The organism is Corynebacterium sp. LK28, from assembly GCF_014335105.1.
GTDB lineage: Bacteria > Actinomycetota > Actinomycetes > Mycobacteriales > Mycobacteriaceae > Corynebacterium > Corynebacterium macclintockiae.
On record NZ_PDGZ01000012.1, the window covers coordinates 278,621 to 303,797 of the forward strand.

17 protein-coding genes and 1 pseudogene are annotated in these 25,177 nt (G+C 64.3%); 13 read left to right on the plus strand and 5 right to left on the minus strand.

Annotated elements, in window-relative coordinates:
* Window positions 1–55: 55 nt before the first annotated feature.
* A complete protein-coding gene (ilvA, locus tag CRD15_RS07435) occupies window positions 56–1,615 on the plus strand; it encodes a threonine ammonia-lyase, biosynthetic (RefSeq protein WP_051891950.1) in 1,560 nt (519 codons plus the stop codon).
* Window positions 1,616–1,634: 19 nt separating this feature from the next.
* Here the strand turns inward: ilvA and CRD15_RS07440 are convergent, their stop codons facing one another.
* Window positions 1,635–2,306, minus strand: coding sequence for an amino acid-binding ACT domain protein (locus CRD15_RS07440; protein WP_034979161.1), 672 nt, complete (start codon window positions 2,304–2,306; stop codon window positions 1,635–1,637).
* A gap of 63 nt (window positions 2,307–2,369) precedes the next feature.
* Here CRD15_RS07440 and gatC point away from each other — a divergent pair, with 63 nt between their 5' ends.
* The 8 genes from gatC (at window position 2,370) to CRD15_RS07480 (ending at window position 12,420) form a co-directional block, all read left to right on the plus strand.
* A complete protein-coding gene (gatC, locus tag CRD15_RS07445) occupies window positions 2,370–2,675 on the plus strand; it encodes an Asp-tRNA(Asn)/Glu-tRNA(Gln) amidotransferase subunit GatC (RefSeq protein WP_187402240.1) in 306 nt (101 codons plus the stop codon).
* A 98-nt stretch (window positions 2,676–2,773) separates the two neighbouring features.
* Complete coding sequence (gatA, locus tag CRD15_RS07450) at window positions 2,774–4,276, plus strand: Asp-tRNA(Asn)/Glu-tRNA(Gln) amidotransferase subunit GatA (RefSeq protein ID WP_034975171.1); 1,503 nt, start codon at window positions 2,774–2,776, stop codon at window positions 4,274–4,276.
* Window positions 4,277–4,347: 71 nt separating this feature from the next.
* A complete protein-coding gene (locus CRD15_RS07455) occupies window positions 4,348–5,109 on the plus strand; it encodes an NUDIX domain-containing protein (protein WP_155269863.1) in 762 nt (253 codons plus the stop codon).
* Window positions 5,109–6,497, plus strand: a complete 1,389-nt coding sequence (locus tag CRD15_RS07460) for a DHA2 family efflux MFS transporter permease subunit (RefSeq protein WP_187402241.1) — start codon at window positions 5,109–5,111, stop codon at window positions 6,495–6,497. The genes CRD15_RS07455 and CRD15_RS07460 overlap by 1 nt, the downstream gene beginning before the upstream one ends.
* A gap of 65 nt (window positions 6,498–6,562) precedes the next feature.
* Window positions 6,563–7,591 (plus strand): ATP-dependent 6-phosphofructokinase, encoded by a 1,029-nt coding sequence (locus CRD15_RS07465; protein WP_187402242.1) that lies wholly within the window; start codon window positions 6,563–6,565, stop codon window positions 7,589–7,591.
* A gap of 305 nt (window positions 7,592–7,896) precedes the next feature.
* Complete coding sequence (locus CRD15_RS07470; protein ID WP_187402243.1) at window positions 7,897–9,111, plus strand: HNH endonuclease signature motif containing protein; 1,215 nt, start codon at window positions 7,897–7,899, stop codon at window positions 9,109–9,111.
* Window positions 9,112–9,154: 43 nt separating this feature from the next.
* Window positions 9,155–10,672 (plus strand): Asp-tRNA(Asn)/Glu-tRNA(Gln) amidotransferase subunit GatB, encoded by a 1,518-nt coding sequence (gene gatB / locus CRD15_RS07475; RefSeq protein WP_187402244.1) that lies wholly within the window; start codon window positions 9,155–9,157, stop codon window positions 10,670–10,672.
* A gap of 128 nt (window positions 10,673–10,800) precedes the next feature.
* Window positions 10,801–12,420 carry a DoxX family membrane protein gene (locus CRD15_RS07480; protein WP_370546928.1) on the plus strand — a complete coding sequence of 540 codons (1,620 nt, stop codon included), beginning with the start codon at window positions 10,801–10,803 and terminating at the stop codon, window positions 12,418–12,420.
* Here the strand turns inward: CRD15_RS07480 and CRD15_RS07485 are convergent.
* The gene (locus tag CRD15_RS07485) at window positions 12,413–15,109 is read right to left on the minus strand and encodes an excinuclease ABC subunit UvrA (protein WP_187402283.1); all 2,697 of its coding nucleotides are present in this window, start codon (window positions 15,107–15,109) and stop codon (window positions 12,413–12,415) included. The genes CRD15_RS07480 and CRD15_RS07485 overlap by 8 nt on opposite strands.
* A 257-nt stretch (window positions 15,110–15,366) precedes the next feature.
* Here CRD15_RS07485 and CRD15_RS07490 point away from each other — a divergent pair.
* Window positions 15,367–15,641 (plus strand): annotated as a pseudogene (locus tag CRD15_RS07490) (IS481 family transposase); the annotation flags it as partial.
* A 121-nt stretch (window positions 15,642–15,762) separates the two neighbouring features.
* Here CRD15_RS07490 and ilvD read toward each other — a convergent pair.
* From ilvD to CRD15_RS07505, 3 genes are all read right to left on the minus strand, one after another.
* Entirely contained in the window at window positions 15,763–17,610 is a 1,848-nt protein-coding gene (ilvD, locus tag CRD15_RS07495) for a dihydroxy-acid dehydratase (RefSeq protein WP_034991471.1), read from the minus strand.
* Between the two features lie 196 nt (window positions 17,611–17,806).
* Window positions 17,807–18,376, minus strand: coding sequence for a PH domain-containing protein (locus CRD15_RS07500; protein ID WP_255463788.1), 570 nt, complete (start codon window positions 18,374–18,376; stop codon window positions 17,807–17,809).
* Window positions 18,377–18,389: 13 nt separating this feature from the next.
* Window positions 18,390–20,609 (minus strand): mechanosensitive ion channel family protein, encoded by a 2,220-nt coding sequence (locus tag CRD15_RS07505; RefSeq protein WP_187402246.1) that lies wholly within the window; start codon window positions 20,607–20,609, stop codon window positions 18,390–18,392.
* 827 nt (window positions 20,610–21,436) lie between these two features.
* On the opposite strand from CRD15_RS07505, the gene CRD15_RS07510 reads away from it, so the two are divergent.
* The 3 genes from CRD15_RS07510 to ilvC all read left to right on the plus strand — a co-directional run bounded on the left by CRD15_RS07510 (window position 21,437) and on the right by ilvC (window position 24,989).
* Window positions 21,437–23,299 (plus strand): acetolactate synthase large subunit, encoded by a 1,863-nt coding sequence (locus CRD15_RS07510; RefSeq protein ID WP_187402247.1) that lies wholly within the window; start codon window positions 21,437–21,439, stop codon window positions 23,297–23,299.
* A complete protein-coding gene (gene ilvN / locus CRD15_RS07515) occupies window positions 23,299–23,817 on the plus strand; it encodes an acetolactate synthase small subunit (protein ID WP_034970827.1) in 519 nt (172 codons plus the stop codon). Before CRD15_RS07510 ends, ilvN begins: the two co-directional genes overlap by 1 nt.
* Before the next feature lie 155 nt (window positions 23,818–23,972).
* A complete protein-coding gene (gene ilvC / locus CRD15_RS07520; RefSeq protein WP_034970825.1) occupies window positions 23,973–24,989 on the plus strand; it encodes a ketol-acid reductoisomerase in 1,017 nt (338 codons plus the stop codon).
* Window positions 24,990–25,177: the final 188 nt, after the last annotated feature.

Here is a 25,177-nt window from a genome sequence, read left to right on the forward strand (position 1 = left end):
GGGGTGTGGGGACCGCCGGGTAAGGGGGATCACCGGCGGGGCTATACTGAAGCGCATGTCACATGAAGCTTCGCATCCTGTCAGCGGGGGAAACGGCGCGGAATACCTGAAGAAGATCGTTTCCGCGCCCGTCTACCGAGTCGCAACGAACACGCCACTCGAGCACATGGAAACGCTGTCGAAGCGCATTGGCAACGAGATTCTGGTCAAGCGCGAAGACCTGCAGCCCGTCCACAGCTTCAAAATCCGCGGCGCATTCAACCGCATGGCCCAGCTCACGGAAGAAGAGCGCGCCCGCGGAGTCGTCGCGGCCTCCGCTGGAAACCACGCCCAGGGCGTAGCGCTGTCCGGCACTGAGCTAGGCATCCGCACCGTGATCGTGATGCCGGAAGTCACCCCCAGCATCAAAATCGATGCGGTTCGCAGTTTTGGCGGGGAAGTGCTGCTGCACGGCGCCAACTTCGACGAGGCCAAGGCCAAGGCCATGGAGCTTTCCGAGGCTGAGGGCATGGTCTGGGTAGCCCCCTTCGACGACGAAGCGGTAATCGCCGGCCAAGGCACCGCCGGGCTGGAAATCTTCCAAGCCCGCCCGGACGTCGACCGCGTCTTCGTCCAGGTCGGCGGCGGTGGACTGGCCGCTGGAATCTCCGTGCTGCTCAAAGAACTGAATCCGAACATCAAGGTCATCGGCGTGGAGCCGGTGGAATCCGCCTGCCTCACGCACGCGCTCGCCGCCGGAAAGCCCGTAGCCCTCGACCACGTAAGCCTCTTTGCCGAAGGCGTGGCCGTCAAGCAGATTGGCGCCGAAACATTCCGGCTCTGCCGCGAATACCTCGACGACGTCATCACCGTCAGCTCCGACGAGATCAGCGCCGCCATCAAGGACATCTTCGACGACACGCGAGCCATCGCCGAGCCCGCCGGCGCCGTCGCCCTCGCAGGCCTGAAGCGCTACGCTGCCACCCACCAACTCGAAGGGGAAACTCTGGCGCACGTCCTCTCCGGCGCGAACGTCAACTTCCACTCCCTGCGCTACGTCTCCGAGCGCGCGGAAATCGGCGAGGGCGGTGAAGGCATCTTCGGCGTGACCATCCCCGAACGCGAGGGAGCCTTCCTCGAGTTCTGCAAACTGCTTGGCCACCGTGCCGTCACAGAATTCAGCTACCGAGTCGGCCAACGCGACGGTGAAAAGCCCGCCCGTATTTTTGTGGGCGTCAAGCTAAAAAACGGCGAGGATGAGCGCAAAGCCATCACCGCAGACCTCCGCGAAGCAGGCTACGGCGTGGTCGACCTGTCAGACGACGACGTTGCGAAGGAACACGTCCGCTACATGATCGGCGGAACGCCCGGCCAGCACGTCGACGAGACCGCCTACAGCTTTGAATTCCCCGAAAACCCGGGCGCGTTGCAGCACTTCCTGGAAGTGCTGGGCACCCGCTGGAACATCACCGGCTTCCACTACCGCAGCTTCGGCATGGACCACGGTCGTGTGCTGGCGGCGTTCGAGGACGTCTCCGGCGACCCGGAATTCCAGGCCCACCTGCAGCAGCTGGGCTACCACGCCACGGACGTGACGGACAGTCCTGCGTACGACTTCTTCATCAGCGCCGAATAGAGCGTGCCGCTCGCTGGCGCTAGCTGAACAGCGCGCCGAAAATCGAGCCGAGCTGGCGCAAATGCTCCACCTCGCTGACCAGGAAGTCCGGCCCACCCGGCCTGCCGACGATCAAAAGCAGATCCGTCCCGGCGATCGGAGTGCCCGCCAGTGCGGAATCCATAACGGCCCAGTTCTCGGGGATCCAGTCCTCGCGTTCGGGGTTCAGCACGCGCGCTTCGGTCAGCGGGGGCTGGTCGAGCTCCTGGCCATTGTCCTCCGGCGCGGCAGACGAAGCCGCCACCCGGTGTGTCCGCGGAGACGTTTCCAGCACGACCGCCCAGCCTGCCGTCATGGTGCGGGGCAGATCCTGCATGAGGATCTCTAGCGCTTTTTCTATATGACGCCGCTGCTCCGCCACCCCGGACAGCATCTGAATCTGGCCGCGTCGGTCGACTGTGCCTGAAAAGGGGCGGATCGAATCGACAAAGAAACCATCGAGTTCCTGCGTGGCCGTGATCAGACTGTCGGGCAAATGCCCGGTGGGGAGGGACACGACAATGTCGTCGACCACTGTGTTTGGCTCTTCGAGTTCAGCCTGACCAACGATATCGACGCCCCGGATGTCCCCGCCGACGGTGCCCAACGCCATGGCCAGCAGGCCTAGGGAGCCAGGGGTATCGGGCATACGGACACGCATAAGGAAAGACATGGAACCGATACTAGCGCCACCTGAAGTCCACGGGGGCTGGTTGGCTTGACTAGAGTGGAACCCATGTCTGAGATTTCGCGCGAAGATGTTGCCCACCTGGCCCGCCTGGCCCGCCTGGACCTGGGGGAGCAGGAGTTGGATGAATACGCAGCTCAGATCGACGGGATTGTCGATCACGTGGCCGCGATCAGGAAGGTCGACGCCGAAGGTATTGAGCCGCTGAGCCACCCCACCCAAAACGTTGACGGAGACGTCGCCGTCATGCGGGAAGACGTAGTCGTGCCGAGCCTGACGGCGGAGCAGGCACTGGACCAGGCGCCGAAGCAAAGCGAGCAGCGCTTCGAAGTGCCGCAGATCCTGGCGGACTAGACCGGCTGGGGCGGCTGGCGTCATAAAAGGCAACAGCGCCGAACAAAACACGCACGCCAAACAATCAATCGTTAGAAGAAGGAACTTCAGGAACACTCATGGCTGAGAATAAGTACATCGTCGGTTCCCGGGACGACTCGGACTTCACCACCTGGACCGCCGCGGAACTGGCGGAGAAGATCCACGCGCGCGAGATCAGCTCTCAGGAGGTTACGCAGGCCCACCTGGACCGCATCGGCGAGATCGACGGCGACATCAACGCATTCCTCCACGTCGGCGCCGACGAAGCGCTGGCGGCGGCCTCGAATGTCGACGACGCACTGGCCGCCGGCGACCAGCCGACCAGCAAGCTGGCCGGCGTGCCGCTGGCGCTGAAGGACGTCTTTACCACCACCGATGCTCCGACGACGTGTGCCTCCAAGATGCTGGAAGGCTACATGAGCCCCTACGACGCGACCGTCACCATGCGTCTGCGCGCCGCCGGCATCCCGATCCTGGGCAAGACGAACATGGACGAGTTCGCCATGGGCTCCTCCACCGAGAACTCCGCCTACGGCCCGACGAAGAACCCCTACGACCTAGAGCGCACCCCGGGTGGCTCTGGCGGCGGCTCGTCGGCAGCCCTGGCCGCGGGCATGGCTCCGCTGGCCATCGGCACGGACACGGGTGGCTCCATCCGCCAGCCCGCCGCGCTGACCAACACCGTCGGCGTGAAGCCGACCTACGGCACCGTCTCCCGCTACGGCCTGGTGGCCTGCGCTTCCTCCCTGGACCAGGGCGGGCCGACGGCGCGTACGGTTCTGGATACCGCGCTGCTGCACGAGGTTATTGCGGGGCATGACGCCAACGACTCGACCTCCTCCTCCCACGCAGTCGCGCCGGTCGTCGATGCCGCGAAGCAGGGAGCTTCCGGGGATCTGAGCGGCGTGAAGCTGGGTGTGGTCAAGCAGTTCCAGCGCGCAGAAGCCTTCCAGCCCGGCGTGCTGGAGGCGTACAACGCGAACCTGGAGCAGCTGAAGTCCCAGGGTGCAGAGCTAGTGGAGGTCGACTGCCCGAACTTCGACCACGCACTGAACGCGTACTACCTGATCCTGCCGTGTGAGGTCAGCTCCAACCTGGCCCGCTTTGACGGTATGCGCTACGGCCAGCGCCGCGGCGACGACGGCAGCCGCTCCGCCGACCAGGTGATGAGCCTGACCCGCGCCGAAGGCTTCGGCTCGGAGGTCAAGCGCCGCATCATGCTGGGCACCTACGCTCTGTCCGTCGGCTACTACGACGCGTACTACTTGCAGGCCCAGCGCGTCCGCAACCTGATCTCCCAGGACTTCGCCAAGGCCTACGAGCAGGTCGACGCGATCGTCGCTCCCGTGACGCCGTCCACCGCCTTCAAGCTGGGCGAGAAGACCGACGACCCGTTGGCAATGTACATGTTCGACCTGTTCACCCTGCCGCTGAACCTGGCGGGCGTGTGCGGCATGTCCGTGCCCGGCGGCTTCGCCAGCGACACCGGCCTGCCGACGGGCCTGCAGATCATGGGCCCGGCGCACGGCGACGACCGCCTGTACCGCGTCGGAGCCGCCTTCGAAGCAGGCCGCGCCTAACCGCCCGAGCCGGCCTGGCCGGGCGGGCGCTTCCATCCAGGCAAAGCCTCGCCGGGGGCTAGGGCACTGAAATGGCCAGGGCGCTGGCAGGCGCCCTGGTCCAGACCGGCAGCGTTTGGCCGGGCGCGGATCCGCGTATGGTGGGGGACATGGGTAGGATTCCCGAACTTTACACAGGCGACGGCTTAGTCGAAGACCCCGACGGGTCCCGGCGCTGGGGAGTGCTCGGCGCGGCGGGGCTGTTCCTCGTCACCGACGACCAGCACGTGCTGATGCAGCACCGCGCCAAGTGGACCAACCGCGGCGGCACCTGGGCTCTGCCCGGGGGAGCGATCGACGTCGGCGAATCACCCACCGACGGTGCCCTGCGGGAGACGTGGGAGGAGACGGGCGTGGGGGCGTCCTCAGTAAAGGTACACAGAGAAATCGTGACCTCCACCGTGCCCGTCAAGGCCGCCTACTGCCGCCTGCCCGTCCGCGACGACGAACGGCACCTGTTTGCCGACATTGAAAAGATCGTCGAGCGCAACGGGGATCCCCGCCAAGCCCTGCGAGAATTCCCCGTCCGGCACCCCAACCTGGATGCCTCGCTGGATGCGCACGGAATCTTCGGACTCGGCGGAACGTTCTGGTGGGAATACGAAAACCCGGAGATCACCGAGTGGACGTACACCACCGTCCTGGCCACCTGTACCGAACACCTGGAACTACACCCCACCGCCGAATCACTGGAGCTACTGTGGCAGCCCATCGACCGGCTGGAAGAACTGCCACTGATGCCGGAGTTCAAAGCCAGTTTGCCGACCCTGCGGGCGGCAGTAGACTCCCTCTAGTGAAATACCCCGCCCTGCCGCTTCCGCTCCCACAAGCATGGCGCGCCCTGGTGGCGCTGTGCATCGGCTTCTTCATGATCCTGCTGGATCAGACGATCGTGGCCGTCGCCACGCCCGCGTTCCAGGCCGACCTGCAGGCCGACTACGGGCAGGTGCTGTGGGTCACCAGCGCGTACCTGCTGGCATTCGCGGTACCCCTGATGGTCACCGGCCGACTGGGCGACCGCTTCGGGCCGAAAAACCTGTACATCGCGGGCATGACGATCTTCACGCTCTCGTCGCTGGCCTGCGGACTGGCCGGCAGCATCGAAGCGCTGATCGCCGCCCGCGCCGTGCAGGGTATTGGCGGATCTTTATTGACGCCCCAGACCATGAGCGTGATCAACCGCATCTTCCCGCGCGACAAGCGCGGGGCAGCACTGGGCATCTGGGGAGCCACGGCGGGAATCTCCACGCTCGCCGGACCGCTGCTCGGAGGCTTCATCACCCAATACGCAACCTGGCAGTGGGTGTTCTTCATCAACGTGCCCATCGGCGTGCTGTCCGTCGTGATGGTCGCCCGCTGGGTACCGCGGTTCCAGCCAACGGAAGAACGCATCAACCTGCCGTCGATCGTCCTGTCCATGGTGGCGATGACCATGGTCATCTACGGCATCCAGGAAGGCGACCCCGCCGGCTGGGCGCCGTGGATCTGGGCGCTGCTGCTCGGAGGCGTGGCGATGATGGCGGCATTCGTCTGGCTGCAGTCGCGCCTGTCCGCAGGCAGCGCGCTAGTTCCGATCGCCCTGTTCGCACGCCGCCATTTCGCCTTCGGCAACGCATCCATCTTCACGATGGGCTTCACCATCGCCGGCATGATGGTGCCAGTGATGATGTTCCTGCAGGAAGTTCACCGCTTCAGCCCAATGAAAGCCTCTTTCGTCGTGACGCCCATGGCCATCATCGCTGGCCTCATGGCGCCCTTCGTCGGCAGGCTGGTCGACCGATATGAGCCCCGACGCTTCGCAGTACTGGGGTTCTGCCTCATGGCCACGGGCGTGGCCGCGTTGGTGTTCTCCATGCGACCCGAACGGCCTCTGTGGATGATGATCGGCGCGTTCGTGATCCTCGGGTTCGGAAACTCCTTCGTCTGGGCTCCGAACTCCACCACCACCCTTCGGGACCTGCCGCCCCAGTTTGCCGGCGCGGGCTCTGGAATGTACAACGCCACCCGGCAACTCGGCGCCGTCACCGGAGCCGCCGTCATCGCCGCCGTCGTGCAAGCCCGCGTCGGCGTGGTCGGCCCCCAGGCCTTCGGGGACTCCCTGCTGCCCGCGGTAGTCATGCTGATGCTCGGCGCGGTGGCCTCCGGCATGGCTCGGTCAGAGGTCGGTCGGGGAGGCGAGTAGGCGTCAATAAAAAGGCTTCCAGTTCCGCCCGGCAGATCCGGCAGCGTGTCGCTACACTTTAAAGCATGCGTATTGCGACCTTGACCAGTGGTGGAGACTGCCCAGGATTGAACGCCGTCATCCGAGGCATCGTGCGGACAGCGGCCGAACAAGGCCATACCGTCGTCGGATTTGAAGACGGCTGGCAGGGACTACTGGAAGACCGTCGCGTGCAACTGTACGACGACGACTTCATCGACCGGATCCTGCGACGCGGCGGCACGATCCTCGGTACCGGACGCCTACACCCCAACGACTTCATGGCCGGCATCGATCGCGTGAAAGCCAACCTCGCGGACGCGGGCATCGACGCCCTGATCCCCATCGGCGGCGAAGGAACCCTGAAAGGCGCACGCTTCCTGCACGACAACGGCGTGCCGGTCATCGGCGTGCCGAAAACCATTGACAACGACGTCAACGGCACCGACTACACCTTCGGCTTTGACACCGCCGTTGCCGTAGCCACCGACGCCATCGACCGCCTGCACACCACCGCCGAATCACACGACCGCGTGATGATCGTGGAAGTCATGGGCCGCCACGTCGGCTGGATTGCGCTGCACGCGGGCATGGCCGGAGGTGCGCACGAGATCCTGATTCCGGAATTCCCCTTCGACATCGATGACGTCTGCCGCCGCATGGCTCGTCGATTCCAGATGGGGGAGAAGTACGGCATCATTGTCGTGGCCGAGGGGGCGTTGCCAAAGGAAGGCACCCTCGACGTCGCCGAACGCGAAGTGGACCAGTTCGGCCACGAGAAGTTCCAGAACATGTCCGCGCTGATCGCCAAGGAGATTGAGAACCGACTGGATACCGACGTTCGGTCGACCGTTCTGGGACACATCCAGCGCGGCGGAACCCCCACGGCGTTCGACCGAGTGCTGGCCACCCGGTTTGCCGTGAACGCCACCAAAGCCGCGATCAGGGGAGAATTCGGCAAGGTCGTTGCGCTCAAGGGTGGCAGCATTGAACTGATCGACTTTGAAGAGGCCGTCGGCACGCTGAAGGAAGTACCAGAAAAGCGCTACGCCACCGCGCGCTCGCTCTTCGGCTAGCGGACGCCGGCAGACGCCGCAGTGGTGGGGTGCGCGACCGGCCAGGTGCGGCGCGATGGCGCGGCGTTGGCGCGCAGTCGCGAGTCGAGCCGGCGGTTCGGATGGGGCCCCGATGTGGCTCAGATGCAGTTGCGTATGTCGAGCCGTGCGCGATATGACGGGGCACACCGGAACTGCACACTGGGGAGAGGCTGTCAAGGGGGAAATGATTTGCCTGTGGAAAACGCCCTCGGGGAGGGCGAGTTATCCACAGGCAGTCGTGCGGGGCGAGGCGGGATTCTTGCCGATGGTCTAGCGTCCGAGGCATGGAAAAACTACAGCAGCTCGCGGAGCTTCAGCGCCAAGTGGCCGACGCGCAGCGCCACGGCGTGGAGCTGCTGACCGAAGCCTTCGGAACTCCCGCCGAGCAGCTGCCACTGGACCGGGAACTTGCCCGGAGCGTGGCGCGGGCTGCCGAACACTTTTCCGGGTCGGCGTACTCGAGGTACAAGAAGCGAGCCCTGGAGGCCGCGCGGCGAAACGGACACGGGCTGGACGTGCTGATACTCATCGCTGAGCGGGCGCGGATGCTGGGGATCAAACAGCGCTACGTATTCACCGAAGCGCTCTGCAACACAGCGGGTGACTACGCGGCGATCTCCCGCCGGGCAACGCAACTGCGGCGTGAAATGCAAGGCCCCCGGATCCCCGCCGACGGGGGACGTCGGATCATGCACGGGAAGAAAACGACCATTCAGTTCACCGGGCCGTCGCACCGCATGTCGGAAATTTGGGAATCCGCGCGCACCGATCCACTTGCTTGGCTGACAGAGAATCGCACCATCCAGCGCAGCACGCTGACCACCAACGTTGTCGTCAGTCTGGATGACTACATGCAGGTGCTCGGTGGCCACGGGGACGAGATTGAACTGCAAGCTACCAACGGCGCCGTCCTCACGGGTGCGGAGTATGTCGCCCGCCGGCTCGAGGAAGCTGGCATCCAAGTTGCCCGCGCTGACAGTGCCTGCGCCGACAGTGCCCGCGCCGACCGTGCCAGCGCCGACCGTGCCCGCGCCGCTCAGCCTCCTTCTGGTGCAGCCAGCACTGCAGGTCCGACCGGCACGGGCGCAGCCGGCGCCCGCGCCGACGGTGCGGCTTCAGAAACTGTCGCGGGGCCTGAGGTTACCGGGGCAGATGTGGTTGCCACGGGCGTGGGCGGCACAGGGCTGAAAGATGGAGACTACATCACCCTGATAGCTCCAGAGCAAGGGCCGGTGAACTTGTACAGGGTGAGGCGGTTGGCGTCCAGAAAACAACGCCGCATGCTCGAAGCCGAGACGACGCGATGCAGCTGGCCAGGGTGCGGGCGTCCGGCGAATGAATGCCAAGTCCACCACCTGCAGGAATTTGCCAAAGGAGGGGAAACGAACCCCGAAAACATGGCACTACTATGCGCGTACCACAACGGAGTAAACGGGCAACACGGACGCGGGCGGATGGCGCGCGTCAGCGGGCGCGTCACGTGGCTGCCACCGGGGTGACCCTAACGACACAAGGTGGCGGGGACGTATTAAGATGGCTGGCATGACTGCGCCTGTCTACGATTACTCCGATGATGTGATGGACTTCGACGAAGTGCTGGAGCGCTTCGACCCAGTGATGGGCATGGAAGTTCACGTCGAACTCGCCACGAAGACGAAGATGTTCTCCACGTCCTCCGCGGAATTCGGCGACGCACCAAACAGCAACGTCGACCCATGCAGCCTTGGCCTGCCGGGCGCGCTGCCCGTCGTAAACAAGCTGGGCGTGGAATGGGCCATCAAGATCGGCCTGGCGCTGAACTGCGAGATTGCTCCGAAGTCCCGCTTCGCACGCAAGAACTACTTCTACCCGGACCAGCCGAAGAACTACCAGATCTCCCAATACGACGAGCCCATCGCCTACGACGGATACCTGGACGTCGTCCTGGAAGACGGCACCGAATGGCGCGTAGAAATTGAGCGCGCGCACATGGAAGAAGACACCGGCAAGCTGACCCACCTCGGCGGCGCCGACGGCCGCATCCACGGCGCCACCGCATCCCTCGTGGACTGCAACCGCGCAGGCGTGCCACTGATCGAAATCGTGACCAAACCGATCGAAGGCGCCGGTGAACGCGCTCCGGAAGTTGCGAAGGCATACGTCTCCGCACTGCGCGACCTCGTCAAGGCGCTTGGCGTATCCGACGCGCGCATGGACCAAGGCTCCATGCGCGTGGACTCCAACCTGTCGCTGCGCCCCGTCGGCACCACCGAATACGGCACGCGCACCGAAACGAAGAACATCAACTCCCTGAAGTCCGTCGAGCAAGCCGTGCGCTTTGAAATGCAGCGCCAGGCAGCGTGCCTCGTCAACGACGTGGAGATCGTTCAGGAAACCCGCCACTACCAGGAAACCGACGGCACCACCTCCAAGGGTCGCCCCAAGGAAACCATGGCGGACTACCGCTACTTCAACGACCCGGACCTGCCACCCGTACTGGCACCCGCCGAGTGGGTCGAAGAAATCCGCGCCACCCTGCCGGAAATGCCATGGATCCGCCGCGCCCGCATCCAGAAGGAGTGGGGGCTGAAGGACGAGGAAATGCGCGACCTAGTCAACGCCGGTGCCCTCGACCTCGTCATCGACACCGTCGAAGCAGGCGCCAAGCCCGATGAGGCTCGCTCCTGGTGGGTTTCCTACCTCGCTGGTAAGGCAAATGAACAAGGCGTGGAGCTAGCCGGGCTCGACATCACGCCGGCTCAGGTGGCGCGGGTGGCGTCACTAGTAAACGACAGCAAGCTAACCACCAAGCTTGCGCGTCAGGCCGTCGACGGAGTGCTGGCCGGTGAAGGCGACGTCGACGACGTCGTTGCCGCCCGAGGCCTGGAAGTTGTACGCGATGACAGTGCCATCGAGGCGGCCGTCGACGAAGCCCTGGCTGCAAACCCGGACATCGTCGAAAAGTACCGTGCAGGAAACAAGAAGGTAACCGGCGCAATTGTCGGCGCCGTCATGAAGGCCACGAAGGGCAAAGCAGACCCCGCGCAGGTTAACCAGCTGATCGCTAAGAAGCTCAGCTAGCGGCGCGTCGGCGGCCAGGGTGCCGTCGGAGGCCGCTCTGGCCGGGGCATAGTCGATGGAGTACGCCATCTGTGACATGCCGAGCGACCTCCCGCGCAAATCGTGCTGGTCAGAATAGTCTGGGTTGCGTGAGTAACAACGCAAAGCCCAACAGCCCTAGGCCCGATCGAATCCGTAGACCTAGCCCAGACGACGCTTTGTTCGACAACTCGGCGGACGAGCTGGCCGATGACATGAACAATGACATCGACGTACCGGTCTACCGCCGCGACGCGCGCGCCGACGCCGACGAAAAGCCCCAGCCCAAGGAGGCCTCGACGGGGGCGACGAAGATCGCCAAGCCCGCCGACGTGGACGCCCCTAAGTCCGCCGAGAATTCCGCTGAGAATTCCGCCGAGGCTGAGGCGACTGCGCCCGCGGACGCGTCCGCTCCGGAGGCGAACGCCAACGTGGGAAATTCTGACGAAGCCACGGAGAAGCCGGCTAAGCGAGATGTATACGCGATGTTGGGGAGGGCTCGCCCTCAGCGCATCGAGAGCCGTTCGCCCGATGCTGCGCCGACTCGAACTGATGACGCCAACACGGATCACCCGGAAACCGACAGCGCTTCGGATGTCGATCTGACCAAGCTGGACGGCTCCGAGGCCTCGTCCGGCTCCGGCACGGCAGCTGCCGCCGGAGCGAGCGCCGCAGCGGGGGCTGGCCTGGGCGCGACCACTGCGGGCGGAAGCTCCTCGGCCAAGGGGGACGAAGACCGCTGGGGCAAGGTCGACGACGCTGAAACTTCGGAGTTTAGGAACGCGGGCGCGAACGTCGGCGAGCGGGAGATCCCCGCCAACGCGGCAGGCGGCGCTGCTAGCGCGGGCGCTGGCGTTACTGGGGCGGGTGTGCCTGGTGGCGCTCAAGGTGCTGATGTTACGACGAACGCGGGCGCGAACGTCGGCGAGCGGGAGAACCCCGCCGACGCGGCGGTCGGCGCGGGCGCTGGCGTTACTGGGGCGGGTGTGCCTGGTGACGCTCAAGGTGCGGATGTTACGAGGAACCCAGGCGGCGATGAGACGACCGGCGCGGGCGCGAACGTCGGCGAGCGGGAGATCCCCGCCAACGCGGCAGGCGGCGCGGGCGCTGCTAGCGCGGCGGGCGCTGGCGTTACTGGGGCGGGTGTGCCTGGTGGCGCTCAAGGTGCGGATGTTACGACGAACGCGGGCGCAGTGGACTCCCAATCCGTTGCGAAGCGTGGAACCACAAGCTTCGGACTCTTCCTGCTGCGCGTCGTGCTGGGCGCGTACCTCCTGGTACGCGGCCTGCAGACTCTGTTCGCCTTCGGCGGAGACCCCGGGCTGGAGGTATTCCAAGGCCAGCTGGAAAGCTACAACTTCACCGACATCCTCGCGATCGGCATTCCGGTGGCGGAAATCGTCGCCGGTGGCTTGCTGCTACTCGGCCTGCTCACGCCATTCGGCGCGGCAGTCGCTACGGTCGTCGCTGGCTTTATGACGTTCCATAACCTCAATGGATTCCAAGGATCCCTCTGGCCATACGGCCTGAACCCTTACGTCCAATTGTGGGCGGCGCTGACGGTGGCGTCGATAAGTATCATTTTCGTCGGCCCCGGCCGGATCAGCCTCGATCGCAGCAGAGGCTGGGCAACCCGCCCGCTGGCCTCGGCGTGGATCTTCTTCGTCGTCTCAGCAGCGGCGACAGCCGGCTTGTGGCTCGGTGTCGGCGGAGGCAACCCCTTCAACTAGCTGAAGTTAGCTGGCTGCGCTCCGCTAGAACCCGCCCCGTTGCGGTGTCCGTTTCGGCCACTGCGGCGGGACTTCCGTCTGCCACGACCCGGCCACCGCGCGCACCAGCGCCTGGGCCCATCTCAATGAGCCGGTCGGCCTGCGCGACCACTCGCATGTCGTGCTCGACAACCACCACCGTGTTTCCACTGTCGACCAGCCGCTGGAGCTCTGTGACCAACAGATCAACGTCCGCAGGGTGCAGCCCGGTGGTTGGCTCGTCCATGAGGTACACAGTGTGACCACGCTGCGCGCGCTGCAGCTCAGTGGCCAGCTTGATGCGCTGAGCTTCTCCGCCGGACAGTTCCGTCGCCGGCTGGCCGAGTCGCAAATAATCCAACCCCACGGCCGACAACGCCTGCAGCGCCCGTGCGATGGCTGCTTCGTCGGCGAAGACTTCCCGCGCTTCGGCAACGGTTAATCCCAGCACGTCCGCGATCGTCCGGCCGTTCCACGTCACGGCCAGAGTTTCAGCGTTGTAGCGTGCTCCGTGACAGTCCGGGCAGGGAGTGTAGCTGCCGGGCAGGAATACCAGCTCGACTTCGATTTGCCCTTCGCCGCTGCAGGTTGGGCAGCGTCCTTGGGTGACGTTGTACGAGAATCGCGAAACGGTCCACCCTCGCTGCTTGGCGGCGTCGGTTTGGGCGAAGATTTTGCGCACCTTGTCGAACAGCCCGGTGTACGTCGCCAGGCAGGACCTAGGAGTCCGTCCGATGGGCTTCTGCGAGATCTGCACCAGCCGGTCGATGGTTTTGTCTGCGCTGAGTGTGGCGCTGAGTGTGGCGCTGAGGTTTGGGCTTGCGATTTCGGTTTGTGCAGGGTTCGTCACCGGATTCTTACCTTTGGACGCCACGTCTCCATCGTTAACCGCCGTCTTCACCTGTTCGCTTAGTGTGTCGGCCAGCACGTGCAGGAGGGTGGACTTGCCGGAGCCGGAGACGCCCGTAATAGCGGTGAATGCGCCGAGGCCGAAGTCTACGTTGAGGCTGTTCAGGGTGCGTTCGTTGATGTCAGTGAGGCGGAGTTTGCCGGAGGGGGTGCGGGCGTCCGCGTCGCTGACCAGTTCCAGCGGCCCGGCGGCGAGTGCCCGCCCGGTCGGGGAATCCAGCTCCGCTAGCCCGGCGCTTCCGCCGGCGCCGCGGGACTCTTCAGCCGGGCTGGGTTTTGCGGCCGGGTTAGGGTTTGCGGCCGGGCTGGGGTTTGCGGCCGGGTTAGGGTTTGCGGCCGGGTTGGGGCGTTCGGCGGCGTAGGGGTTTGCGGCCGGGCCGGAGTAGAGGATCTCGCCGCCGAGTTCGCCCGCTCCCGGGCCGACGTCGATAATCCAGTCGGCCTCCGCCACCAGGTGCATGTCGTGCTCGACCAGCAGGACGCTATTGCCCGCGTCCAGGAACCCCCGGATCAGCTTCATCACCGCGCGGCGCTCCTCGGGATGCAGACCCGCGGACGGCTCGTCCAAAACATATGCCACGCCGAAAAGCCCCGACCGCAGCTGAGACGCCAACCGCAACCGCTGCATCTCACCCGCCGACAGGGTAGCGGCTGCGCGGTCCAGGCTCAGATGCCCCAGGCCCAGATCCACCACTGATTCCAGAGTCGGAATCGCCTGGTCCAGCAGAATCCGCTCCGCCTCCGCCGCGGCGCTGGCCCGCTCCGCCTCCGCCGCGGCGCTGGCCCGCTCCGACACCGCGCCGACGGACGTTGCCGGCGCTGTTGAGGCGCAGCGGGCAGCGAAACGCTTGAGAACGTCCTCCAAGGGAAGCGCCCCAAGGCTATCGATGGGAAGACCGAGGTATTCCACGGAGAGGGCGTCGACAATCAGTCGACGGCCGGCGCACACCCCACAGCGGGACGACCTCATAAACGACAACACACGCTTCCGCGTGGAATCGGAGCCGGTCTCCGCCAGAGTCTTCCGCAAATATGAGGCCACCGAACGCCAGGTGCCCTCATATGTCCGCTGGATCTGATCCGCACCCCGGTGAGGGTGAATAGTCACCACCGGACGCTCGTCTGTAAAGAGGATCCACTCCCGGTCGGCCTGGGGGATATCCTTCCACGCAACATCCATAGGGAAACCGAGCTCCGCGACAATGTCGTGGAAATTCTTCCCCAGCCACGCACCGGGCCACGCGGCAATGGCACCCTCGTCGATGGATAGCGACGGATCCGGAACCATGGTCTCTTCCGTCGGCTCATGGACGACTCCCGTGCCTTGGCACTCTGGGCACATTCCCGCGGTCGTATTAGGGGAGAAGCAGTCCGAGGCCAAGCGGCCTCCGTGGCGTTTTCGAACTTCCGCCGGGTATTCGCCGCAGCGGGAAAACAACAGGCGGACGGTGTTCGACAGGTTCGACACCGTCCCCACCGTCGACCGAGCTCCGCCCGCCCGCGCGCCTTGTTCCAGAGCTACCGTCGGCGGCAACCCGTCGACGGATCCCACGCGCGGGTCCACTGCTCCGCCGATCAGGCGGCGGGCAAAAGGCGCGACGGATTCCAGGTACCGCCGCTGAGCCTCTCCGTGCAAAGTGCCGAACGCCAGCGACGATTTCCCTGATCCCGACACACCTGTCACTGCTACTAGCGCGTTGCGGGGGAGCTCGACGTCCTGGTGTTTGAGGTTGCGAAGGTGGGCGTCGCGAACGCGGATCATCCCTGCGCCAGCGCCAGCGCCGCGCACGTCAGCGCCATGCGTATCAGCCCTTTCGCGGTCGCGGTTATTGCTATGGACGCCACCCGCCGCGGATACCGCCTGACGGGTCACCTGGGCCTGAGAATTTGAATCGCGCATGTCCTCCACCCTACGGACGGCGCGGCGGGCGCCGAGTTCGACACTTCAGCGTTGGCGCGGCGGGGGTTGTCCGCGAATAAGGCGAACTCGTCACCGACAACGGACTCGTATTCACCGCCCACCTAGCCCACGGAATACGGACACCGCATGAGGTCTACACCACCGATCCTAAAACCGAACCCAACGGCTAACCGGAAGAGCAATGGCGTGTCCGCAAAGATGCCGTTACCCCAAACGGCAAGAGGCAACCGTCCGCTGCGCAAGCAGGCTCTACCAACTCGGCATCGGGCGAAAATACACCGGCGAAGCCATCCGCATGGTCATCACTGAGCACTTCATCGACGCGTCCCGCAATTGCCAAAAACCTTATTGGAAGAAAGGCCAGCTACCCCTTGCATACAGGCGAAACTGGCGCCTCGGAAAAGGAATACCGAGACGCCAGTTTGTCCACGATGCCGCGACTGGATGTGGTCGAGGCGGAAAGGATGGAGGTGGAAAGGGTCGAGGAGGCTGAGCTACTTCACTTCGCGGACGGCTCCGCGGTCGGCGGAGGTTGCCATCGCGGCATATGCACGCAGCGCCTTGGTGACCTTGCGCTGGCGGGTGGTGGGAGTCCAAGGCTTGTCGGAGGCCTCCATCTCGGCGCGGCGGCGCGCGATCTCCTCGTCGGAGACGTTCAGCTGCAGGAGCCGCTCGTGCACGTCGATAGTGATCGGGTCACCGTCGCGAACCAGGCCGATCAGGCCGCCGTGCGCGGCTTCGGGGGAGATGTGGCCGACGGACAGGCCGGACGTACCGCCGGAGAATCGCCCGTCGGTGATCAGAGCACACTCCTTGCCCAGCCCGGCGCCCTTGAGGAACGCGGTCGGGTGCAGCATTTCCTGCATTCCCGGCCCGCCCGCGGGGCCTTCGTAGCGTACGACTACAACGTGACCCGGCTTGACCTTCTTGTCCAGGATCACGCGCACGGCTTCCTCTTGGGATTCGACGACCAGTGCAGTGCCTTCGAAGTGCCAGATCGACGGATCAACGCCAGCGGACTTGATCACGGCACCGTCCTCAGCGAGGTTGCCGCGGAGGATAACCAGGCCGCCATCGGCGGTGTACGCGTGCTCTACATCGCGGATGACGCCACCTTCCGCGTCGGTATCCAGACTGGACCAGCGGTTCTCAGTGCTGAACGGCTCGGTCGTGCGGACTCCACCGGGGGCAGCGTGGAACAACTCGATGGCCTCCTCCGTGGCAGCGCCGGAGCGGATATCCCAGGCCAGCAGCCATTCCTTCAGCGTGGCGGAGTGAACGGAGTGTACGCCTTCGTTCAGCTTGCCTGCGCGGTAGAGCTCGCCGAGGATGGCGGGAATGCCGCCTCCGCGGTGGACGTCTTCCATGTGGTAGTCGGAGTTCGGGGAGACCTTTGACAGGCACGGAACCTCCCGTGACAGCTGGTCGATCGAGTGCAGGTCGAAGTCGACTTCGCCCTCCTGGGCAGCTGCGAGGATGTGCAGCACGGTGTTGGAAGATCCACCCATAGCCATGTCCAGCGCCATGGCGTTTTCAAAGGCCTCGCGGGTGGCGATGTTGCGCGGCAGGACGGAGGCATCCCCCTCGCCGTAGTAGCGGCGGCACAGTTCGACGATGGTGGTGCCAGCCTTGGTGAACAGGTCGCGTCGTTTGGCGTGAGTCGCCAAGGTGGAACCATTGCCCGGCAGCGACAGGCCCAGCGCCTCGGTCAGGCAGTTCATCGAGTTGGCGGTGAACATGCCGGAGCAGGAGCCGCATGTCGGGCAGGCGGCGGACTCAACTTCCAACAGCGACTGTGCGTCGACCTTGTCCGACGCGGAGGCGGAGATAGCGGTAATGAGGTCCGTCGGAGCCTGCACGACACCGTCGACTGCCACCGACTTGCCAGCTTCCATCGGCCCGCCGGATACGAACACCACCGGAATGTTCAGACGCATGGCGGCATTCAGCATGCCGGGCGTGATCTTGTCACAGTTGGAGATACACACCAGCGCATCGGCTGCGTGGCCGTTGACCATGTACTCGACGGCGTCAGAAATAACTTCGCGGCTGGGCAACGAGTAGAGCATGCCCGCGTGCCCCATAGCAATGCCATCGTCAACGGCAATGGTGTTGAATTCGCGGGGGACGCCACCGGCTTCGCGGATGGCGTCGGCGACGATGTCTCCCACATTCTTGAGGTGCACGTGGCCCGGTACAAACTGCGTGTAGGAGTTCGCGATAGCGATGATGGGCTTGTCGAAGTCCTTGTCCGTCATGCCTGTCGCACGCCACAGGGCGCGGGCGCCGGCGGCGTTGCGGCCTTGGGTGGTGACACTGGATCGCAAGGGGATGGCGTTCATGCTGTTCTCGGTTCTCTTCTTGTCGTCTTTGAGTGTGGGGTCTCTGAGTGTGGGGTTTGTGTGTGGAGTCTTTGTTCGTGGAGGTTGCTATCTAGCTTTCGTGGCCGTGCATTTGCTGCGCCGCCCGGTTGGCTGCGCCGCCCGGTTGCTGCGTCGCCCGGTTGGCGAGTGTCGCCCGGTTGGCTGCGCTGCCCGGCTAGTTCTGTGCGTCGGGGGCGCTGTCTTTCCCGTTGGCTGCTCCTGGCTCCGCGTGGCTACTTTCGGCACCAGCGTCGACTCCCGCTTCGCGGCGACGCTGCTTTTCGTATTCCTTGTACTCGTCCTTGTCCATGAGTACGGCGTAGCCGTCCTTGTTCACGACCTGCACCTTGTCATCGGTGGCTGTGCGTGCCGGGGTCACCGGATCGGGGATACGGCCGCCACTTGCGGAGCTCAAGCTTGCCAGGGAATTGAAGGTCACGCCCGGTAGCCAGAAGCTGTTTTCCTGGTTATCCACTGCGTAGGCGCGTCCGGCTCGGTTGAAGCGGAGTGCGCGGAAGTCTTCCCACTGCATGGTTTTGCCTGCGCGGAAGAGGTAGCGCGTGGTGATGGCTTTGGTCGTCACGGTGGTGCGTACTCGCAAAGTCCACAAAATAAACACTAGCGGCACCAGCGGAACCCAGAAAAACCAGGCGACCTTATAGCCGGTGAAAAGCAGGCAGATCAGGAACATGATGATCCCGCCGAGGATGTGTTCGCGGCTGGGGTGGAAAACCTTCGAGCTCATGTCTGTCATTTAATCAGTCGCGCGTTGCATTGGTTGCATTGGGCGCGCCCAGGGCGTGTAGATGGGTAATAGACGCGGGGGAGTCAAAAGCGTCGAATTCGGAATCCTTCGGCTCGTTCGAAACATTATTCTGAGCCCCGCCGCCGCCCGCGCCACTGTTCCCGCCTGCAGCGCCTGCATTTCCGCCCGCGCCGCCGTTTGCAGCGCCACCCGCAGCGCCGTTGGAATTTGCGCCTCCGTTGCCACTGACGCCACCGTTCCCGCCGGAGCTACCATTGCCGCCGGCGCCACCGTTGCCGGATCCGTCGCTGGGGTTGTTGCTAGGGGAGTTGCTGTCTCCGCCGGACGGGTTCTGATTGCTTTGGCCGCCCTGGTCGTTCAGAGAAGAATCGCTGCCCTGAGCGGGGGACTGCTCGCTGCCAGTGGGGGACTGTTCCCCGTTGGAAGGAGACTGTTCGCCGTCGGTCGGCTGCTGCTTGTCGGAGGATTGCTGCTCTGATGTCCCGTTGGTTCCCGTCGGCTGATTCTCGTCGGATTCCTTCTTGTTGGTGGTTGCACTGTTGGCCGGGCGGTCGCGCCAGTAGTCAGGGGAGAGCCAGCCGGCGTCGCGTCCATCCGGGTTCGATGACGCCAACGCCAGGCCACCGACCACCATCAGTGCAATGATCAGGCCGGTCGTCGACGGGCGGGTGCGTCCGCCGACGCTCATGATCCTCTTGAACCGGGAGGAGTGCTCTTCGTCGCGCCAGAATCCCCGGCTGTGGTTTTGCTCTGAATCGTCTGCGTTCTTTTCTGTGCCAGTGTCCGCGCCTGTGCCTGTGCCTGTGCCTGCGCCTGTGCCAGTGTCCGTGCCAGTGCCAGTGGCATTGGCGGCGCCGGTGGCAGCAGAAGCAGAGTCGACGCTGTCAGTAGCGTTCGCATCCGCGTCCGGAGCGGTGGCGACTGCGGTGGCGGTGGCGTTGGCGCTGGTGGGGGCGCCGGCGGATCGGCGGCGGATGGTTCCGTCGCTGTCCAATGGAGCCGTTCCCGGACCATCGTCTTTCGACGCCGGGTGGGTCGGACTGTACGCTTCCGCAGAGCTGGCAGTGGAGTCGCTCTGGGAGTTCGCATCCTCTCCGCCGGCAGCGGTTTTCCCCGCGGCGGCGGCCGCTGCGTCACTTGCGGCGGCCGCTGGCGCGGTGCCAGTCGCGGGTGCGGGGGCTGCGTTGCTGGCCGCGGCCGCTGGCTCGGCGTTGGCCGCGGCGGTGTGCCCGCCATGTGGCGCGTGCCCAGACGTCGGGCGGGGGTGCTGGGCGGGCATGACCTCCGTAGGCGCCAGCGCGGACTCCGCGGCCATCGCCTTGATGGCATTGCGGGAGGCGGAGGTGTGGGCGTCGGCGTCCGTACCAGCGCGAAAGACCCGCGGCATGTCGTAACGATCCCAGAAAACATTCACCAGAGCCGAGCGCAATACGCGTTCCACAGCCCACTGGCGCGCCGGGTTCACCACGACCATCACTCGGAAATTAACTTGCCAGGACTGGCCCGCCGCCGTAGGAGCGACAATGTCCGTTGCAGGCAGAACTTCCAGTTCGCCAGTCACATCTTCCGCGATCGTCGGATCCCGGAGCGCTTCCGCAGCCGTAGCCTCCACGCGATCCGTCAACTGAGCCATCGACTCGCCCGGCTGCAACGGCACAGCCAAATCCACCACCGCACGAGACCAATCCTGCGAATAGTTTGTAATCACGCCCGCGGAACCATTCGGAATCATCACGACCTCTCCCGACGCAGTACGAATCTTCGTTGCGCGCAACGTCAGTGCGACGACGGTGCCGGAAATGTTGCTCGACGTGCCGTCGAAAGCGACGAAATCTCCCACGCCGAACTGGCGCTCCGAAATGATGAAGAACCCCGCCAGGAAATCCCCAATCACGTTCTGCGCGCCGAAACCAATAGCCGCCGAGACAACCGTCGCCGGCAACGCCGCCCCCATCGCGGGCACGCCCAGGTTCGTCAGCCCCAGCATGATGATCGCGAAGTAGGCAATCGCCTGCACCACGTACACCAACGCGCCGACTAGAGCGAGGCGGGACTTTGTTGCCTCTTCTCCACGATCGAATCGACCACTGACGATGCGAATCGCCAAACGCCCGACACGGGGGATCAGAATTGCGATAATGATCAGTGCACTCAAGGGAATGCCGTGGGCGACCAGCCATTCCCAGAGTTGAAATGCATAGAACTTCAACATGCTTTCCCACCGTAGTCACGGAAGCTGTTTGTTAGCTGCCAGTTCGGAAGCTGCGGATAGAATTCAGCCGAATTCAGCCGAATTCGGCGAAAGCTCGCCGGGGTTTAGCGGCGCTCTGTCTGGATTCTGTTGGAGTTCGAATGCTGTGTTCAGGTTTGCGGGCACGGGCGCGAGACGCGGGCGCGAGCGCAGACGCGGGAGCGAGACGCGGGGGCAGACGCGAGCGCAGAGCGCAGACGCGGGAGCAGCCGCGGGGAGTGGCACGGGCGCAGCCGTGGGCGCGGGGTGGAAAGCGTGGGGCGTGGCACGGGGTGGAGAGCGCCGGCGGGCGCGGGGAAGTACAGGTCGCGGGGAGTTTTGGGCGTCCATTAGGTGAGAATACCTCGCCACAGTTTGGGAAACATCTGGTCAAACGCTTGACGCATCGAGGAAAAGTAGCTACATTTAGAGCTATGAAATCCACGGAACTAGTACGAGTACTCATTACCGAGGGGCGCCACTAGCCACCTCGTCGAGCTCGATACGGCGCCCCCAACAACCGACGGCAACGTCGGGTGCTTGGGGGCTTTTGTTGTGTGGAGGACATGCACCCAAACCGAAAAAGCGATTCCATACCGAAGATTTTCGGCCCATCGCTTCCCGGTGACGCTAGCTCGCTGAAGTGTGTGCGCTTCGATACGGCGCGAAAGCTGCGGCACGGCGCACGCCGCGGCACGGCGCACGCCGCGGCACGGCGAACGCTGCGGCGCAGCGCGTAGCGCGGCTAGCGGCCGGGGAGCGGGGGCAAAGAATTGAAGGCAGGACGGACTCAAGGAGCGAAGGACAACGTGACACACACATCACGCTCGCAACCCAGCCCCGCCAGCTTGGCGAAAAACTCCCGCGGCAAACGGCCAGAGCGAATTAACGGCGCCCAGGCTGTGGTTCGCTCCCTAGAAGAGCTAGGCACCGACGTAGTATTCGGCCTGCCCGGAGGCGCTGTGCTGCCGCTCTACGAGGCGCTGTACGACTCCGAGAAGCTGAACCACATCCTCGTCCGCCACGAGCAGGGCGCAGGCCACGCCGCCACCGGCTACGCGCAGGCGACCGGCCGCGTGGGCGTGTGCATCGCAACGTCCGGTCCGGGTGCGACGAACCTGGTGACCCCCATCGCTGATGCGAACATGGACTCGGTGCCTCTGGTCGCTATCACCGGGCAGGTCGGTAAAGGTCTTTTGGGTACTGACGCCTTCCAGGAGGCGGACATTCGCGGCGTAACCATGCCGATCACCAAGCACAACTTCATGGTCACCCGCCCGGAGGACATCCCCGGCGCCATCGCGGAGGCTTTCCACGTGGCCAGCACCGGCCGCCCCGGCGCGGTGCTGGTGGACATCCCGAAGGATGTTCAGAACGCGGAGATGGAATTCAACTGGCCGCCGAGCTACGAGCTGCCCGGCTACCGTCCGGTCACCAACCCGCACCCGCGCCAGATCGAGGAAGCTGTGCGGATGATCAGTGCGGCGAAGCGCCCGACGCTGTACGTCGGCGGCGGCGCGATCAAGGCGGAGGCGCACGCCGAGCTGCTGGCGTTCGCGGAATCCAACGACATCCCGGTCGTCACGACGTTGATGGCGCTGGGCGGGTTCCCGGCCTCGCACCCGCTGTACATGGGCATGCCCGGCATGCACGGAAGTGTTCCGTCGGTGGCGGCACTGCAGCGCTCTGACCTGCTGATCGCCATCGGTACCCGCTTCGACGACCGCGTGACCGGACATGTGGAAAGCTTCGCCCCGGATGCGAAGGTCATCCACGCCGACATTGACCCGGCGGAGATCGGCAAGATCCGCGAAGCCAACGTGCCTATCGTCGGCGACGCCCGGGAGGTACTGGCCGCACTCCACCAGGCGATGCGGAACCTGGACCTGAAGAAGCCCGCCACCGCCGGCTGGCTGAACTACCTCAACAAGCTGAAGCAGGACTTCCCCCGCGGCTACGACGAGCAGCCCAACGGCAAGCTCGCCCCGCAGTACGTCATCGAGACTCTGTCCAAGACCATCGGCCCGGACGCCATCTACGTCGCTGGCGTGGGTCAGCACCAGATGTGGGCGGCACAGTTCGTGGACTACGAAAACCCGCGCACCTGGCTGAACTCCGGTGGTCTCGGCACGATGGGCTACTCCGTGCCCGCTGCCATGGGTGCAAAGGCCGGCAAGCCGGACACTTCCGTCTGGGCTATCGACGGCGACGGCTGCTTCCAGATGACCAACCAGGAGCTGGTCACCTGCGCGGTGGAGAATCTGCCGATCAAGGTCGCCCTCATCAATAACGGAAACCTCGGCATGGTCCGTCAGTGGCAGACGCTGTTCTACGACCAGCGGTACTCGCACACCAACCTGAAGCCGGGGGAGACCTACCTGCCGGACTTCCTGATGTTGGCTGAGTCCATGGGCTGCGCGGCGTTCCGCGTCACTAAGCCAGAGGATGTAGAGCCTACCATCCGCAAGGCCGAAGAGATCAACGACCGCCCCGTCGTCATCGACTTCATCGTCGGCGAGGACGCACAGGTATGGCCGATGGTCGCCGCCGGCACGTCCAACGAGGAAATCCAGTACGCACGCAACCTGCGGCCGCTGTTCGACGAGGAATCCTCGGCGGCAGAATCGCCCGCGGAGATCCACCAGGTCACCCAGGAAGGTGAAGAAGACTAATGAGCACGAACAAGGTACAGGTCCACACCCTGTCCGTCCTGTGTGAGGACGTCGACGGCATCATTTCGCGCATCTCCGGCATGTTCACTCGCCGCGCGTTCAGCATCATCTCGATCAGCTCCGGTCGCACGGAGGTCGAGGGCATCAACCGCATCACCATCATCGTGGAGGGCGAGGATCACGTGGTCGAGCAGATCACGAAGCAGCTGAACAAGCTGATCCCCGTCATCAAGGTCACGCGCCACGACCCGGAGGCTATCGTCTCCCGCGGGCTGATGATGGTGAAGGTCTCGGCGGATAACTCCAATCGCACGCAGGTGGTGGAGTCCGCGAAGCTGTTCCGTGCGCACGTTGTTGACGTCGGCCCGGAGTCGGTGATCATCGAGTGCACCGGCACGCCGTCGAAGCTGCAGGCTCTGTTGGACGTCCTGGAGCCGTTCGGTATCCGAGAGCTCGTCGAGGCGTCGCCGACTGCGATCAGCCGCGGTCCGCGCGCCATGTACCCGGCGAATCTGTAGCTCTTTTGGTGACGCCCCAGCGTGCGGCCGTGAGGGCGTCACTACCTACGAAAGAGGGCAGGCACCCCCTAAAGTTCACTATGTGGACACAAAAATCTCACCAAATGAAATAAACTCTGCTATAAATGTAGACAGTCAACGAAAGGATGCTCCCCATGGCAATTGAAGTTCTGTACGACAACGACGCTGATCTGTCGATCATCCAGGGACGCAAGGTAGCCATCATCGGCTACGGCTCCCAGGGTCACGCTCACGCGCAGAACCTGCGCGAGTCCGGCGTAGAGGTTGTTATCGGCCTGCGCGAGGGCTCCAAGTCCCGCGCCAAGGCTGAGGAAGCCGGCTTCACCGTGAAGACCAACGCCGAGGCTGCGAAGTGGGCGGACGTCATCATGCTGCTGGCTCCGGACACCTCCCAGGCGAAGATCTTCACTGAGGATATCGAGCCGAACCTGAACGACGGCGACGCGCTGTTCTTCGGCCATGGCCTGAACATCCACTTCAAGCTGATCGAGCCGGCCGACAACATCATCATCGGCATGGTTGCACCGAAGGGGCCAGGCCACCTGGTTCGCCGTCAGTTCGTCGACGGCAAGGGCGTTCCGTGCCTGATCGCCGTTGAGCAGGATCCGAAGAACAACGGCCGCGACCTGGCGCTGTCCTACGCAGCTGCCATCGGTGGTGCACGCGCCGGCGTGATCCCGACGACCTTCGAGGCGGAGACTGTTACCGACCTGTTCGGCGAGCAGGCTGTTCTGTGTGGTGGCACCGAGGAGCTGATCAAGACAGGCTTCGAGGTTTTGGTGGAGGCTGGCTACGAGCCGGAGATGGCTTACTTCGAGTGCCTGCACGAGATGAAGCTGATCGTGGACCTGATGTTCGAGGGCGGCATTGCCAACATGAACTACTCCGTGTCTGACACGGCTGAGTTTGGTGGCTACCTGTCCGGCCCGCGCGTCATTGACGCGGACACCAAGAAGCGCATGAAGGACATTCTGACCGACATTCAGGACGGCACCTTCACCAAGCGTCTGGTTGCCAACGTTGAGGGTGGCAACAAGGAGCTGGAGGAGCTGCGTGCTTCCTACAACGATCACCAGATCGAGAAAACCGGCGCTAAGCTGCGCGACCTGATGAGCTGGGTCAAGGTCGACGCTCGCGCCGAGACCGCCTAAAGCGGCCTGGTCACAACGGCCTGGCCGAAACTGCCCGACCGAAACTGCCCGACCGAAACTGCTCGGCCGAAACTGCTCGGCCGAAACTGCTCGGCCGAAGCGGCCTGCTTAAAGCGGTCTGGCTGAATAACTGAATGCTTTAGATTTCCAAGTTTATGGATTCTGAATTTGGAATCTGTTTAGCGGGG

What these genes read in the sequence shown, in the direction of transcription:
- CRD15_RS07500 (WP_255463788.1), bottom strand. Translation starts at nt 18,376, where the DNA reads ATGAGCTCGAAGGTTTTCCACCCCAGCCGCGAACACATCCTCGGCGGG.
- CRD15_RS07470 (WP_187402243.1), top strand. Translation starts at nt 7,897, where the DNA reads ATGGAAAAACTACAGCAGCTCGCGGAGCTTCAGCGCCAAGTGGCCGAC.
- ilvD (WP_034991471.1), bottom strand. Translation starts at nt 17,610, where the DNA reads ATGAACGCCATCCCCTTGCGATCCAGTGTCACCACCCAAGGCCGCAAC.
- CRD15_RS07440 (WP_034979161.1), bottom strand. Translation starts at nt 2,306, where the DNA reads ATGTCTTTCCTTATGCGTGTCCGTATGCCCGATACCCCTGGCTCCCTA.
- ilvN (WP_034970827.1), top strand. Translation starts at nt 23,299, where the DNA reads ATGAGCACGAACAAGGTACAGGTCCACACCCTGTCCGTCCTGTGTGAG.
- CRD15_RS07465 (WP_187402242.1), top strand. Translation starts at nt 6,563, where the DNA reads ATGCGTATTGCGACCTTGACCAGTGGTGGAGACTGCCCAGGATTGAAC.
- CRD15_RS07485 (WP_187402283.1), bottom strand. Translation starts at nt 15,109, where the DNA reads ATGATCCGCGTTCGCGACGCCCACCTTCGCAACCTCAAACACCAGGAC.
- gatC (WP_187402240.1), top strand. Translation starts at nt 2,370, where the DNA reads ATGTCTGAGATTTCGCGCGAAGATGTTGCCCACCTGGCCCGCCTGGCC.
- CRD15_RS07505 (WP_187402246.1), bottom strand. Translation starts at nt 20,609, where the DNA reads ATGTTGAAGTTCTATGCATTTCAACTCTGGGAATGGCTGGTCGCCCAC.
- gatA (WP_034975171.1), top strand. Translation starts at nt 2,774, where the DNA reads ATGGCTGAGAATAAGTACATCGTCGGTTCCCGGGACGACTCGGACTTC.
- gatB (WP_187402244.1), top strand. Translation starts at nt 9,155, where the DNA reads ATGACTGCGCCTGTCTACGATTACTCCGATGATGTGATGGACTTCGAC.
- CRD15_RS07455 (WP_155269863.1), top strand. Translation starts at nt 4,348, where the DNA reads ATGGCCAGGGCGCTGGCAGGCGCCCTGGTCCAGACCGGCAGCGTTTGG.
- ilvA (WP_051891950.1), top strand. Translation starts at nt 56, where the DNA reads ATGTCACATGAAGCTTCGCATCCTGTCAGCGGGGGAAACGGCGCGGAA.
- ilvC (WP_034970825.1), top strand. Translation starts at nt 23,973, where the DNA reads ATGGCAATTGAAGTTCTGTACGACAACGACGCTGATCTGTCGATCATC.